Origin of the sequence: Weizmannia sp. FSL K6-3076 (genome assembly GCF_038007245.1) — a bacterium.
Lineage (GTDB): Bacteria > Bacillota > Bacilli > Bacillales > Bacillaceae_C > Weizmannia > Weizmannia faecalis.
Window position 1 is genome coordinate 848,095 of sequence record NZ_JBBOWU010000001.1, and the last position, 14,128, is coordinate 862,222.

The following is a 14,128-nucleotide window of genomic DNA, read 5'->3' on the forward strand; positions in this document are numbered from 1 at the left end:
TGAGGTGAATGGAATGGAGTTATCAGAAATTAGAGCGGAATTGGAAAATACAGCTAAGAAATTAGCGGGTTTCAGGGGGTCTCTTTGAATTAGAAGAAAAAGAGACACGTATTGCTGAACTGGAAGAAAGAATGCTGGAACCGAACTTTTGGGACGACCAGCAGGAAGCACAAAAAATTATTAATGAATCCAATGCTTTAAAAGAAATGGTAAACGGCTACCGTGAACTCGAGTCGCAACAGGAGGATCTCGAAGTCACGCACGAACTGGCCAAAGAAGAAAATGACTCGGAACTGAAAGAAGAGCTCGAGGCTGAGCTTGAAGCGTTCACGGAAAAATTAAATGAATACGAGCTGCAGCTGCTTTTAAACGGACCGTATGATGCGAACAATGCGATTTTGGAACTGCACCCTGGCGCGGGCGGTACAGAATCCCAGGACTGGTGTTCCATGCTGCTCAGAATGTATACACGCTGGGGCGAGAAAAAAGGCTTTAAAGTCGAAACCCTTGATTACCTCCCGGGCGACGAAGCCGGTGTGAAAAGTGTCACCCTTCTTTTCAAAGGGCATAATGCGTATGGTTATCTTAAAGCGGAAAAAGGCATTCACCGTCTTGTCCGGATCTCGCCGTTTGATGCAGCCGGCCGGCGCCACACTTCGTTCGTCTCGTGCGAAGTGATGCCGGAAATAGACGACAATATTGAAGTGGAAATCCGGCCGGAAGATTTGCGTGTCGACACATACCGGGCAAGTGGTGCAGGCGGCCAGCACATTAACAAAACATCTTCAGCTGTCCGGATGACCCATATTCCGACCGGGATTGTCGTCTCCTGCCAATCGGAACGTTCGCAAATTCAGAACCGCGAACAAGCCATGAAAATGCTGAAAGCGAAATTGTACCAAAAAGAAGTAGAAGAAAAAGAGAAACAATTGGCAGAAATCCGCGGTGAACAGAAAGAGATCGGATGGGGCAGCCAAATTCGTTCTTATGTGTTCCATCCCTATTCGATGGTAAAAGATCACCGCACAAATGTTGAAACAGGGAATGTCCAGGCGGTGATGGATGGCGAAATTGATCCGTTCATTGACGCTTACCTGCGTGCGCATATTTCGTAATGAGAAAAAGTTTTTCTGAAAAATTGAACGCATGACAGGCCGGATGCCACAATGCCAGAAAATATAGAGGGGTGCGAAACAAGCGGTCCTGTATATTGGTGTGTGGCATCCGTTTTTTTATGAAAAGGGGGAGGGAAATGGCAAAGAAAAGGAGAAAGCCGGAGAACAAATACTGGACGATGCTGAAAGAATACATTTATATCCTTGCTGGATCAGCGATCGTTGCCATTACATTTAATGTTTTCCTGCTTCCAAATAATATTGCGTCCGGCGGCGTCAGCGGGATCAGCACGATTTTGCACGGGGTGTTCGGATGGAAGCCGGCTTACGTGCAATGGGGGCTCAACATTCCGCTATTTATTGCCGGCCTCATTTTTTTAGGTTACCAATTTGGCATTAAAACACTTGTTGGCACCGTGTTTTTGCCGTTTGTTGTTTTTTTAACGGAAGATTGGCAGCCGTGGACGCATGACGCATTGCTGGCCGCACTTTTTGGCGGAATCGGCGTCGGGGCTGGGCTCGGGATTGTGTTTCTTGGCAGGGCTTCAACCGGCGGAACCGATCTGGCCGCGCAAATTATCCATAAATTTACCGGCATCTCACTCGGGAAATGTGTACTTGGCATTGACGGGCTTGTTGTCCTGTCAGCAGCTGCCGTTTTTGATATTGAAAAGGGTTTGTATGCAATCATCGGGCTGTTTGTCACAAGCAAGACCATTGACCTCGTCCAGGTCGGCCTGAACCGTTCGAAAAATGTACTGATCATTTCTGACAAACACGAGGATATCCGGAAAGAGATTTTGTTCCAGATCGACCGGGGGGTTACAAGGCTCCATGCATATGGCGGATTTACCGACCATGAAAAACCGATTCTCATGTGTGTCGTCGATCAGTCTGAATTTATTAAGTTAAGAAACCTTGTTAAAACCATTGACGGGAAGGCATTTGTTGTTGTGATGGATGCCGCCGAAGTGCTGGGCGAAGGTTTTAACATGCCGTAGCCGCCGGTTTACGCGTTTTTCGTATTTCTTTCCCTACCTAGGCGGACATTCGGTATAATGGAAGAAGAATGTGCACAGGAGGGAGGGCTTCGTATGAAATGGCGCGCAGCTTTGGCGGCGGTTCTGCTTGCAGCTGGACTTTCCGCCTGCGGGAACGGATCTCCATCGTCAGACGGCGGGAAAAACACGGCAAGTGGCGGCGATGCCGAAAAACTGGTAGACCAAAAATGTTCTGCCTGCCATGGCGATCAATTGCAAGGAAATGTCGGGCCGAATTTGCAGCATATCGGTTCTAAGCTCAGCGAAAAACAGATTTTAAATGTCATTGAAAACGGAAAAGGAGACATGCCAAAAGGGCTTTTAAAGGGAGACGATGCCCAAAAAGTCGCGAAATGGCTTTCCAAGAAAAAATGACAAAAACGGACCGGAAAACCGGCCCGTTTTTTGGTAAAGGTGGAAAGTTTTTTCTACAGCAACTGCAAAAATACCGGCTCAGTAAGGGATAAAAAGGCGAGCGTTACGCGACCTTTTTGAAAAAAACGAAAAAAATAAAATTAAACGTTTACAAATATAAAAGTCATGTGTTATAATGTAAAAAAATTTCCAATAGGTTGTAATACAGGAAATAAATTCACATCATGTTTCTGTTATTCGTTTGTACCTTTGTACTACTTCTAACCATACGGAGATGGGTTTACAAAAACGGGAAGCCAAAGAGATAATGGATCTTTATGGAAGAATGGGGGAGAAAAATCATGGGGTTTTGGGTCATGCTTTTTTGCTTTGTTGTCGGAATTGTTCTTCTTGTGAACAGCTTTAAGTACAGGAAAAACAAGACAGCCAGATTTGGGATTGAACTTGTAGTCGGGTTCATTTTTTTGGCAATATCAGTATATATGGCACTGCCAAAATGAGAATGCTTATGATATAAAGGAATCATTTGTAACCATGCTATCTATATTACAATTGATTAGTAGTGGTTAGGTTCAGGCATTATTATGATCTTCGTACCAACTAACATTACAGGTCAAGGATATAATGAAAATAGATGAATAGGGACATTTTTAGTGGCGGACTGTGTTGTAAGCGTAATTTCTTTTATTACCGGGTTTTTTTCGAAAAAGTGAATGCGAGGACACAGTGAATGAAAATAGGGATTCCCATACGACGGGAATCCCTATTTTTTGTCGAGGGAGGGAGAATGATGGGGAAGTGTCAACGGTATTCATTTATAGTTTCAGACAAGGCTTAAAAAGTTCCAAAATGCGAAGCGATCCTCAAAAAAATGTTCACCCCCATTAGAAAATTTGAAACAAAACTGTAATGTCGCTCAAGGGTAGGGATGCTATAATAGTTAATGTGCGAATTTCGAGCAATTATGCGAATTCTCGCGCGTGAAAAAAAGAAAAAGTCAAATTTTATGCAGAAAGGCTTTAACGCAGCCTTTTCTTACAGCAAATAACCCACCTGTACGGATCTTTTACAGGGACGGTTGTATGGGTATTGCAAAAATTGGCGTTTTTTGCCGGTGCCGTTGACACATTTTTCATTCCGGCACGTTACATTGAAAAAAAGCTAGGTGAGGAAATGATAGAATTAAAGGACGTCTATAAAAAGTACCCGAACGGCGTCATGGCTGTGAGCGGGTTAAATATAAAAATCAACCAGGGCGAATTTGTTTATATCGTTGGCCCGAGCGGCGCGGGTAAGTCCACGCTCGTCAAACTGATTTACCGCGAAGAAAAGCCGACAGCAGGGACCGTCACTGTAAACGGCATCAATCTTTCAAAACTCCGGGACAAACGAATCCCTTATTTCCGACGGCAGATCGGTGTCGTATTCCAGGATTTTAAGCTGCTACCGACATTGACTGTATATGAAAATATCGCGTTTGCTCTCGAAGTGATCGAGCAGGAACCTTCTTATATCCGGAGCCGCGTCATGGAAGTACTCGACCAGGTCGGGTTGAAAAATAAAGCAAGAATGCTGCCTTCTGAGTTGTCCGGCGGTGAACAGCAGCGGGTTTCCATCGCGCGTTCCATCGTCAACATGCCGAAAGTGGTCATTGCCGACGAGCCGACAGGAAACCTCGACCCGGAAACTTCATGGGACATTATGAAAATCCTCGAAGACATCAACGTAACCGGGACAACGGTTGTCATGGCTACCCATAACCGTGATATTGTAAACACAAACAAGCACCGCGTCATTGCCATTGAAGGCGGGAAAGTGGTGCGCGATGAGCAGCTGGGAGGTTACGGTTATGAAGATTAATACGCTTAAACGCCACTTCCGGGAAAGTTTTAAAAGCCTTGGCCGGAATGGCTGGATGATGTTTGCATCGGCAAGTGCCGTAACGATTACCCTGCTTCTTGTCGGCGTATTTTTCGTGATCATCCTGAACATGAATAAATTTGCTTCCGATATTGAAAACGACGTGGAAATTCGCGTCCATATCGACTTAGCGGCGAAGGCTGCCGACAGGGAAAAACTGGAAAGCGAGATTGAGAGTCTGAATGCCGTCAATTCCGTCAAGTTTTCTTCTAAACAACAGGAACTAAAAGAATTGATTAAAAGAATGGGTGATGACTTTAAACTGTTCCAGCAGGACAACCCATTGTATGACGTATTTATTGTCAAAACAAAGCAGCCGACGGACACGCCAAAAGTTGCGGCGCAAATTCAAAAAATGGACCATGTCGAATCCGTCATTTATGGTAAAGGAAAAGTGGAAAAGCTGTTCCATGTTTTAAGTATCTGCCGTAATGTCGGGCTTGTGTTAATCATTGCCCTGCTGCTTACGGCGATGTTCCTTATCTCAAATACGATTAAAATTACGATTTTTGCCAGAAGAAAAGAAATCGAGATTATGAAACTGGTAGGGGCGACAAACTGGTTTATCCGCTGGCCGTTTCTTCTCGAAGGGCTCTGGCTCGGAATCCTGGGGTCCATTCTGCCGATTGTGCTGATTTCCTTCGGCTATTACTCTGTTTATAAAATCGTAGAGCCGAAGCTGCAAAACAATATTATCCATATGCTTGATATCAGCCCGTTCATTTACGGCGTAGACGGCCTGCTGCTTGTACTTGGCGTCTGCATTGGAATCTGGGGCAGTTCGATGTCGATCCGCCGTTATTTGAAAGTGTAACGGGAACGGCCGGGATGCATTCCACTCCCGTCCGCCTGATTTTTTATTCTATACCCTTTCTGTTCATTTTAAAACACAGGAAAAACGGGGCGTTGCGTCCCCGGATACATAAAACAAAAACATTTTGCTTTGAGGGGGAAAAAGATGAAGAAGCGTTCCATTCTGCCTGCTGCCGTTGTGTTCACGCTCAGCTTGGGCGGCATGCTTGGCTACCAGTCCAATGCTGCTGCGGCCGGCGATTTGCAGCAGAAAAAAAGCGAGATTGAGAGTAAACTTTCCAATGTCGAATCAGAGATGAACAAAAAAGAAAACCAGATTTCCGACATTCAAGACAAGCAGGCTTCTCTCGGCGGCCAGCTTGAGGCCATTGAATCGAAAATTCAATCGGCGAACAAAAAAATCAGCGAGCAGGAACAGAATATCAGCACAACGAAAGACCAGATTGCTGATTTGAAGAAAAATATCGCTGAAATCAAAAAGCGGATTGAAGACCGGAACGCTATTTTAAAAGATCGCGCCCGTGCCATGCAGAAAAACGGCGGCGGTTCGGTCAATTATTTGGATGTTTTTCTTGAAGCGAAAAGCGTTGGTGATTTTATTGACCGCTTTTCAGCAGTGAAGACATTGGTTGAAGCAGACCGGCAAATTTTGGAAGAACAGAAAAAAGATGAACAGGATTTAAAGGACAAACAGGCTTCAGTGGAAAAGAAACTGTCCGATTTGGAATCGATGCTGTCTGATTTACAATCATTAAAAGACAGTCTGAAACAGGATGAGAGCGAGAAATCGGCATTAATCAAAAAGCTGGAAAAACAAAAAGACAGCCTTAAAGAAGAGAAAATGTCGCTGAGTGAACAAAAGAGCATCCTGGCTGACCAAAAAGCTTCCATTGAAAAAGCCATTGCGTTTGCGAAAAAGCAAGCGGAGGAAGAAAGAAAGGCTGCAGCAAAAGCAGATGCAGCAGCAAAGGCACAAACGAATGCAGGATCAACAGGATCAGCAGGATCAAACGCAGGGACAACCCGCTCTGCATCGGTCAAGTCAAGTTCCGGGAGCCATTCCGGCGGATCCCTTCCGCAAGTATCTTCCGGGTCCTTTACGCGACCGGCATCCGGATATATTTCATCTGAATTCGGCGGGCGTTCCGGCGGGTTCCATCCGGGCATTGACATTGCCAACAGCATCGGGACACCGGTTGTCGCTGCAGCCGACGGTGTCGTGTTCAGGGCGTACCACTCTTCTTCATACGGGAATTGCGTCATGATCACCCACTATATTAACGGGAAGTTGTACACAACCGTTTATGCCCATTTGAGCTCGTACAGCGTCAGCACCGGGCAGCACGTCAGCAAAGGGCAGCAGATCGGAGCAATGGGAAATACCGGGGAATCAACAGGACCGCATCTTCACTTTGAAATTTATAACGGCCGCTGGACACCACCGCCACATACCGGTGCCCAAAACCCGAGAAACTATGTTAACTTTTAATAAGGACGAAAAAAAGAACCGTATCCATTGGTGCGGTTCTTTTTGCATGCAATGGCAGGGAAAGTGCTGTACGATAGGTAAGGCGCAAATATTATGGTATGATACAATTGTTATTTTTGCTGCGCAAACATATCCTATATCAATTCCAAAACACTTCACCGTGTTCCCGGATACCGGCCGGGAACAAACCTCAAGCAGGAACAAAGGGTGTACGAAAAGGAGAACGCAATGATTATAACGGTACTACTGGTTATCTTGTTTCTTTTGAATTTTATTCTGGCGGGAACCGTTATTTTCCTGGAACGGCGAGATGTCGGCGCAACTTGGGCATGGCTTTTGGTGCTATTATTCCTGCCGATTGCCGGCTTTATCCTGTATTTGGTATTCGGGCAAAATTTAAGCCGCCGGAAAATTTTTGACTGGAAGGTACAGGAGAAGATCGGCATTAAAGAAATTTCCCAGCAGCAAATTGAACTGCTGCGCGAAAACCGGTTTCCGTTTCATGATGAGCGGACAATCCAGTACAAGGATCTCGTTTATATGCTGCTGATGAATGACGGGGCAATCCTTTCCCAGGACAATCACGTCGATATATTTACAGACGGCAGGAAAAAATTCGAGGCTTTATTTGAAGACATCCGGAATGCAAAAGACAGTATTCATCTTGTATATTATATTTTCCGGAATGACCGCCTCGGCCATGAATTGATTGAACTGCTGTCGCAAAAAGCAAGAGAAGGCGTAAAGGTGCGGCTGCTTTATGATGATATGGGGTCGCGGATGCTGTTCCGCCGCAAATTTTTCCGGCCGCTTGTTGTTGCTGGTGGGGAAGTGGCGTCCTTTTTTCCTGCCCGGATCCCGCTCGTCAATTTGCGCGTCAATTTCAGGAATCACCGGAAATTGGCGATTATTGATGGGCAGATCGGATATATCGGCGGTTTTAATGTCGGGGATGAGTATCTTGGCCTGAATAAGAAATTCGGTTACTGGCGGGATACGCATCTACGGATTGTAGGGAGTGCTGTTTATGCCATGCAGACCCGCTTTATTTTGGACTGGAATCAGGCGTCACCGCATGATGTAAGAGATGAAGAACGTTATTTCCCGGTCATCCCATCGCAGGGTGAAACCGATATCCAAATCGTCTCAAGCGGCCCCGATTCTGAATGGGAGCAGATTAAAAACAGCTATATTAAAATGATCAATTCCGCCAAAAAATATATTTATTTGCAAACACCGTATTTTATTCCGGATGACAGCCTCCTGAATGCGCTGACGCTTGCCGCCTTATCCGGAGTGGATGTTCGGATTATGATTCCAAATAAACCGGATCATATGTTTGTCTATTGGGCGACGCTTTCCAACATCGGCCAGCTGTTAAAAACGGGCGTCAAAGTGTACATTTATCAAAAAGGGTTCATCCATGCGAAAATGATTGTCGTAGACGGGAAAATTGCTTCCGTTGGGACGGCCAATATCGATGTGCGCAGTTTCCGTCTCAATTTTGAAGTGAACGCCGTGCTGTACGACCGTGAGCTTTCCGGCACACTTGCCGGCGTTTTCCGGGACGATATGGCCGAATCAACCGAATTAACGCTCCATGATTACCAGAACCGGCCGCTTTATGTGCGGTTTAAAGAGTCCATTTCCCGGCTATTGTCGCCAATATTGTAGAAGAAAAAGAAAATTTTTTCAAAAAAAGGTTGACGGTTTGCCATTGTTCTTCTATAATCTTAAACAATAAGTCATTCAAAATTGAATTATGAAAAGAAACTCTTATCGAGAGCGGCGGAGGGACTAGGCCCTGCGAAGCCCGGCAACCTTCAGGCATTTGCCTGAAAAGGTGCTAATTCCTACAGACATGCGTCTGAAAGATAAGGGAGGAACTTACATACATTGTAACCCTCTTCCCTTACGAAGAGGGTTTTTTCATTTCCTCTTCCATCTTTCACGAAAAAATTTTAAAAAATCAGGAGGCTTTAAAATGACACAACCATCATTCCAACCGGAAACTTTATTGTTGCACGGCGGCCAGGAACCGGACCCGGCGACAGGATCGCGCGCCGTACCGGTATACCGGACGACTTCTTACGTTTTTCCGGATACAGAACATGCGGAGGGCGTCTTCAATTTATCAAAAGAAGGTTTCATTTATTCCCGTCTCGGCAATCCGACTGTGGATGTTTTTGAAAAACGTGTTGCTGCACTGGAAGGCGGAACAGCGGCTGTCGGTTTATCATCCGGCGCATCGGCCATTGCCTTTTCCATTTTGAACATCGTGCGTGCGGGTGATGACATCGTATCCGCCAGCAATCTTTACGGCGGCACCTATAATTTGTTTGCTGTGACATTGCCGAAATACGGCATTAACGTCAAGTTTGTGGACGGGTCCGACCCTGAAGCGTTCCGCCAGGCGATCACCCCGAAAACAAAAGCATTGTACGCGGAAATTATCGGCAACCCAAGCCTGCAGGTGCTCGACGTGGAAAAAGTGGCGGAAGTGGCCCATGAAAACGGTATTCCTTTGATTGTCGACAACACGTTTGCTTCTCCGTATGGTGCGAATCCGATCAAATGGGGCGCGGACGTGGTTGTCCATTCGGCGACAAAATGGATCGGCGGGCACGGAACGGCGATCGGCGGTGTTGCCGTTGACGGCGGGTGTTTTGACTGGAACACAGACAAATTCCCGGACTTTAGCGAACCGGATCCGAGCTATCACGGCTTGCGCTACGGCGTCGACACGGCACAGGCTGCGTTCGCCACAAAACTTCGCGTTCAGCTTTTGCGCGACTTCGGGCCTGCTTTAAGCCCGGACAACGCCTTTTTATTCCTGCAAGGGCTTGAAACGCTGCATCTGCGTGTGGAAAGGCATAACGAAAATGCATTGAAAGTCGCGGAATTTCTGAAAAACCATCCAGATGTTGCTTGGGTCAATTACCCGGGCCTTGAAGACCATCCGTCCCATGAGCTGGCGCAAAAATATTTGAACGGCGGTTACGGCTCCATTGTCAACTTTGGTGTGAAAGGCGGCCGGGAAACAGGAAGACGCGTGATCGACAATATTAAGCTGTGGTCGCATGTAGCGAATGTCGGCGACGCGAAATCGCTGATCATCCACCCGGCAACGACTACGCATTCGCAGCTGAGCGATGAAGAACTGGAAAAATCAGGGGTCACAGGCGATTTGATCCGCCTGTCCGTCGGGCTTGAAGCCGTCGAAGATTTGACAGCCGACCTCGATCAGGCCATTACAAAAGCAACAGCCGTTACAGCCCGGTAAAAGCGGGGAGCGGGTCCGGCAGATTCGTGCGAAGGCCGCCATGCGAATGCCAACAGGCGATCCGGAAAACTTATACGATGTTCTGGGCTGATCCCATTGAACAATGTTGCGGCCCGGACGGTCTGCATACCTGATCCAGATCGGGAGCTTCTGGATACCGGCTGCACCGAATACTGTCGGACCGCTTGACCGTTTTAAATGAACAAAACGCTTCAGAGGCGAAAGAGCGCTAGATGTAGGGAGGAGTTTGGATAATGAGAGTGATTAAAGCAGCGCTGCTCGGCTTTGGGACGGTCGGCCAGGGCGTGTACGAAGCGGTCCGGACCCACCGGGAGCAGCTGAAAGAAAAGCTGCATGCCGAGGTAGAGATTGCAGCGGTTCTGATCAAAAACCCCCGAAAAAAGCGGAACATTGACAGTTCTGTACTCGTTACGACGGACTTCCGGGAAATTCTTGCCATTCCCGGCCTTGAAGTCGTGTTTGAAGCGATTGTCGGGGAAGAACCAGGCTTTTCTTACTGTTTACAAGCGATTGAAAAAGGCTGCCACGTCATTACTGCCAATAAAGTCATGTTTGCAAGATATGGGAATGTGCTGCTTGAAAAAGCGAAAGAAAAAGGCGTGTTTGTCGGTTATGAAGCGACAACCGCAGGCGGCATCCCTGTGATTCGGACGATTTCCCAGCAGCTTCAGGTCAATGACATCCAGCGTGTGCAGGCGATTTTAAACGGCACATCCAATTTTATTTTATCGGAAATGCGCGAAAAACATCTTCCGTTTGAAGAAGCGTTGGAAATCGCCAGGCAGCACGGCTATGCAGAAGCTGACCCGGGCAATGATGTGGAAGGGCAGGACGCTTTTTGCAAGCTGATGATCTTAAGCCGGCTCGTATTCGGAACCCAGCCGGACTGGGAGAAAGTAGAAGTTGAAGGTATAGGCGGGCTCTCGCTTGCGGATATTGAAAAAGCGGATCGGAAGGGGTTCCGTTATAAGCATATTGCGGACATATACCGTGACGGCGGCACGCTGAAAGCATCCGTTAAGCCTGTCCTTATTCCTTCCGAACATGCCCTTTATGCGGTGGAAGGCGTCAACAACGCCGTCACAATTTACGGCAGCCTGGTTGGAAAAATTACCCTTACCGGACCGGGTGCCGGAAAATTTCCGACAGCCAGCGCCATGATTGAAGACTTTGCAGCAGGTTACCGGCCTGTTCCGCAATTGGATGCCGTTTCGTGAACCGGTTATCCGGGCGGATTTAAGTTCCTTTGTGATTCTAAGATAGCATTTCAGCGAGGGGAGAACCCCTCAACCTCTTTTCGGCTTCTTCCGTTTTTGCTTTGCCGGCTTAGCGGAAGAGGCTTCTTTTTTACATGTTGTGATGGTGGCTCCGTCCCGTTCGTGCTGTTTTGTGAACAGCATGGTCATGGCCGGATCGCGTATCCCCTAAAGAAACCAGAGCCCGTTTTGCATTACGCATTTTTTAGCTTCACGGCAGCCTGTTTGCATCCTCGGCGGGACTTTCGCCGTCTTTTTCCGCTTCCCGGCATATGCCCCCCGGCTTGTACATATATTGAATTATCGAGATGAAGAACCCCGCTTTTGGCGGCGCTTCTTGTACAAGGAGGGCATCACCATGAAACGAAAATGGCTGGCGCTTGCGATTTCGGGATCGCTGCTTGCCGGTGCAGGCGGCGGCTATACGGCAGGCCAATGGTTTTCACAAAAGGACAAGGCAGCCCCCACCCGCCAGGAAACAACCGGTGGGACAAGCAATATGCCGGATCTCACAAAAATTGCCCAGGCATACCAATTAATTAAAAGTTCCTATGTCCGGAAAGTTGACGAAAAAACACTCGTGGAAGGCGCAATCAAAGGCATGGTCAGTACATTGGACGATCCGTATTCCGTCTACATGGACAAAGAGACAGCCGCGCAATTCAATGACACGCTGGATTCCTCTTTTCAAGGCATCGGCGCCGAAATTACCAAAAAAAACGGAAAAATACTGATTGTTTCTCCTTATAGAAACTCCCCGGCGGAAAAAGCGGGACTGCGCCCGGAAGACGTGATTACAACAATTAACGGAAAAAGTACGGCAGGCATGGACTTATACGAAGTGACAACACGAATCAGAGGAAAAAAAGGCTCCAATGTGAAGCTGGGTATTTCAAGGGCCGGATCCGGCAAACAGATGACAGTGACGGTCAAACGTGATGAAATCCCGCTTGACACGGTCTACTCGAAAATGAAAAAGGCAAACGGGAAAAAAATCGGTTATATCGGCATTACCCAGTTTTCAAAAGATACGGCAACAGATTTTGCACAGCAGCTCGAAAAACTTGAAAACCGCGGCATGGAAGGGCTTGTTATTGATGTACGGGGAAATCCGGGCGGCCTTCTTTCCAGTGTTGAAGCGATTCTCAAGCAGTTTGTTACAAGAAACAAGCCGTATTTGCAAATTGAGGAACGGAGCGGGCACCGTGTCCAGTATGTGTCCAAACTGAAGAAAAAGAAGGCTTACCCGGTTGCGGTTCTCGTCGATAAAGGCAGCGCGAGCGCTTCTGAAATAATGGCGGCAGCACTTCATGAAACGGAAAATTATCCGTTAATTGGCGTCCGGACATTCGGCAAAGGGACGGTGCAGGAAGCGGTGCCGATGGAAGATGAGAGCATCATCAAACTCACCATGTTTAAATGGCTTACGCCCGATGGCCATTGGATCCATCATAAAGGCATTGCCCCGACGATTGAAGTGAAACAGCCGGACTATTTTGATGCCCAGGCTTTGCAAATTGCACACATTTTGAAAAAGGATATGAACAACACCCAAATCAAAACCGCCCAGCAAATGCTAAAGAGTCTTGGTTTTTCACCGGGAAGGGAAGACGGTTATTTCGATATCCAGACGGAAAATGCCGTCAAGGCGTTCCAGTTTGACAAAGGCCTTCCGGTAACCGGCAGCATCAATCAAAAAACGGCCGATGAAATGGAAAAATCGCTGTACAAAATGGCGCACGCGGAAAAAAACGATTTGCAGCTGCAAGTCGCATTAAAGGTTGTCAGCAAGTAACACCGTTTTAGCGGACCGGGTTGCAAGCCAACGTGCAGCAACTTGCTTTTTTTGCCCTTAACTCTCATGTCTCTGTCTTACTGCCACTTTTTGCGACTCCCAGCGCAATTGTAAAAAAACGGAAAAATAAACGTGGATGCCGGTTTGGACAGAAAATCTATGAGTCTGGAAAAAATCCTTATGGTCATTGTCTTATGACGGTAATATAATAAAGAAAAGATAACTATGCCTTTGAAAAAGGGGTTAATGATGTATTGGAAATTAAGAATTCCTTTATTGTTACTTGTTTTTGGTGTTACAGCTGGTTTTTGTCAAAAGTATCCCACGCTCTTTTTGGCGAATGTAAGTAACTTTGTAGCAAGTGCAGTATATATTGGATTGGTAGCAGTCATAATTCTTATTTTAGAAAGAACAGGAATAAACGAAAAAAAGGTCCACTTCCTTTTTGCAATTCTCTTAATTTGTGTAGGATACTTATTTGACAGTTGGATGGCATAAGGGCTTGCTGAACGAATCCGCTTCTGCGTTTGTCCCCACTTTGTCAGTAAGCTCTAGAAGAACTTCGAAAATGCGATTCTGTCTTTTCTATACATTGAATCAGTTTTCAAGTGCAAGCTTTTCTTTGGATTTTTATAATCCCCTTGTATTTAAATTTTTGCCAAAGCTGTCAGCATCCTTGCCAAATCTAGGAATTTTACTTATTTAGCAAGCCCTATGTTAAGGAAGCGCGGGAAAAAGAAGGCCTTTCTTCACATAGAGTCCGTCTACGTTAAGAAAGCAAGCAAAAACGAGACTCTTCCTTCACATAGGGCGCGTCTAGTTATGCCCCTTTGAACTGTCCTCCGGAACTCTTTGAAGTCCATCCCCGCAGCGAGGCACGAGCGAGGAGGCTCGCCGGCCGCCCACGAAAAGCGAGTGGATTTCGCGCGCATTAACACCCCTGTTATCCATCTTTATACAGAAATATTACGTCACTTCGGGGCAGCTTCCTCCTGAGCCAGGAAAGCAAGCATAGCGCGGT

The 14,128-nt window shown here is 46.8% G+C and carries 11 protein-coding genes and 1 riboswitch; all 11 genes read left to right on the top strand.

Translation table 11 applies throughout. The features are described from left to right. Nucleotides 1-13 precede the first annotated feature (13 nt). Nucleotides 14-1,115 (top strand): peptide chain release factor 2 gene (gene prfB, locus NSS95_RS03730; protein WP_100183734.1). Its coding sequence is split into 2 segments (ribosomal slippage): nucleotides 14-85 and nucleotides 87-1,115, totalling 1,101 coding nucleotides; the frame shifts between segments, so codons are not numbered across the junction. Nucleotides 1,116-1,252: 137 nt separating this feature from the next. Continuing rightward, a complete protein-coding gene (locus NSS95_RS03735) occupies nucleotides 1,253-2,116 on the top strand; it encodes a YitT family protein (protein ID WP_017551667.1) in 864 nt (287 codons plus the stop codon). 93 nt (nucleotides 2,117-2,209) lie between these two features. Next, entirely contained in the window at nucleotides 2,210-2,530 is a 321-nt protein-coding gene (cccB, locus tag NSS95_RS03740) for a cytochrome c551 (protein WP_017551668.1), read from the top strand. A gap of 1,173 nt (nucleotides 2,531-3,703) precedes the next feature. Next, nucleotides 3,704-4,390, top strand: a complete 687-nt coding sequence (gene ftsE / locus NSS95_RS03745) for a cell division ATP-binding protein FtsE (protein ID WP_026684159.1) — start codon at nucleotides 3,704-3,706, stop codon at nucleotides 4,388-4,390. Then, nucleotides 4,380-5,264: a permease-like cell division protein FtsX gene (ftsX, locus tag NSS95_RS03750; protein WP_014095867.1), complete on the top strand. Its 885-nt coding sequence runs from the start codon at nucleotides 4,380-4,382 to the stop codon at nucleotides 5,262-5,264. The genes ftsE and ftsX overlap by 11 nt, the downstream gene beginning before the upstream one ends. Before the next feature lie 144 nt (nucleotides 5,265-5,408). Next, entirely contained in the window at nucleotides 5,409-6,752 is a 1,344-nt protein-coding gene (locus NSS95_RS03755; RefSeq protein WP_017551671.1) for a murein hydrolase activator EnvC family protein, read from the top strand. Nucleotides 6,753-6,980: 228 nt separating this feature from the next. After that, nucleotides 6,981-8,426 (top strand): cardiolipin synthase, encoded by a 1,446-nt coding sequence (gene cls, locus NSS95_RS03760; protein WP_014095865.1) that lies wholly within the window; start codon nucleotides 6,981-6,983, stop codon nucleotides 8,424-8,426. 99 nt (nucleotides 8,427-8,525) lie between these two features. Then, nucleotides 8,526-8,633: riboswitch (SAM riboswitch) on the top strand. A 103-nt stretch (nucleotides 8,634-8,736) separates the two neighbouring features. After that, complete coding sequence (locus NSS95_RS03765) at nucleotides 8,737-10,035, top strand: O-acetylhomoserine aminocarboxypropyltransferase/cysteine synthase family protein (RefSeq protein ID WP_026684160.1); 1,299 nt, start codon at nucleotides 8,737-8,739, stop codon at nucleotides 10,033-10,035. A gap of 254 nt (nucleotides 10,036-10,289) precedes the next feature. Beyond that, a complete protein-coding gene (locus NSS95_RS03770; protein WP_340702388.1) occupies nucleotides 10,290-11,273 on the top strand; it encodes a homoserine dehydrogenase in 984 nt (327 codons plus the stop codon). Between the two features lie 397 nt (nucleotides 11,274-11,670). Then, the gene (locus NSS95_RS03775; protein WP_017551675.1) at nucleotides 11,671-13,107 is read left to right on the top strand and encodes a S41 family peptidase; all 1,437 of its coding nucleotides are present in this window, start codon (nucleotides 11,671-11,673) and stop codon (nucleotides 13,105-13,107) included. A 249-nt stretch (nucleotides 13,108-13,356) separates the two neighbouring features. Then, a complete protein-coding gene (locus NSS95_RS03780) occupies nucleotides 13,357-13,605 on the top strand; it encodes a hypothetical protein (RefSeq protein ID WP_074964141.1) in 249 nt (82 codons plus the stop codon). The last annotated feature ends 523 nt before the right edge of the window (nucleotides 13,606-14,128 follow it).

Bases quoted from the DNA above. Each gene is read 5' to 3' on its own strand.
- NSS95_RS03770 (WP_340702388.1), top strand. From the start codon at position 10,290: ATGAGAGTGATTAAAGCAGCGCTGCTCGGCTTTGGGACGGTCGGCCAG.
- cls (WP_014095865.1), top strand. From the start codon at position 6,981: ATGATTATAACGGTACTACTGGTTATCTTGTTTCTTTTGAATTTTATT.
- NSS95_RS03780 (WP_074964141.1), top strand. From the start codon at position 13,357: ATGTATTGGAAATTAAGAATTCCTTTATTGTTACTTGTTTTTGGTGTT.
- ftsE (WP_026684159.1), top strand. From the start codon at position 3,704: ATGATAGAATTAAAGGACGTCTATAAAAAGTACCCGAACGGCGTCATG.
- NSS95_RS03775 (WP_017551675.1), top strand. From the start codon at position 11,671: ATGAAACGAAAATGGCTGGCGCTTGCGATTTCGGGATCGCTGCTTGCC.
- NSS95_RS03735 (WP_017551667.1), top strand. From the start codon at position 1,253: ATGGCAAAGAAAAGGAGAAAGCCGGAGAACAAATACTGGACGATGCTG.
- NSS95_RS03765 (WP_026684160.1), top strand. From the start codon at position 8,737: ATGACACAACCATCATTCCAACCGGAAACTTTATTGTTGCACGGCGGC.
- NSS95_RS03755 (WP_017551671.1), top strand. From the start codon at position 5,409: ATGAAGAAGCGTTCCATTCTGCCTGCTGCCGTTGTGTTCACGCTCAGC.
- cccB (WP_017551668.1), top strand. From the start codon at position 2,210: ATGAAATGGCGCGCAGCTTTGGCGGCGGTTCTGCTTGCAGCTGGACTT.
- ftsX (WP_014095867.1), top strand. From the start codon at position 4,380: ATGAAGATTAATACGCTTAAACGCCACTTCCGGGAAAGTTTTAAAAGC.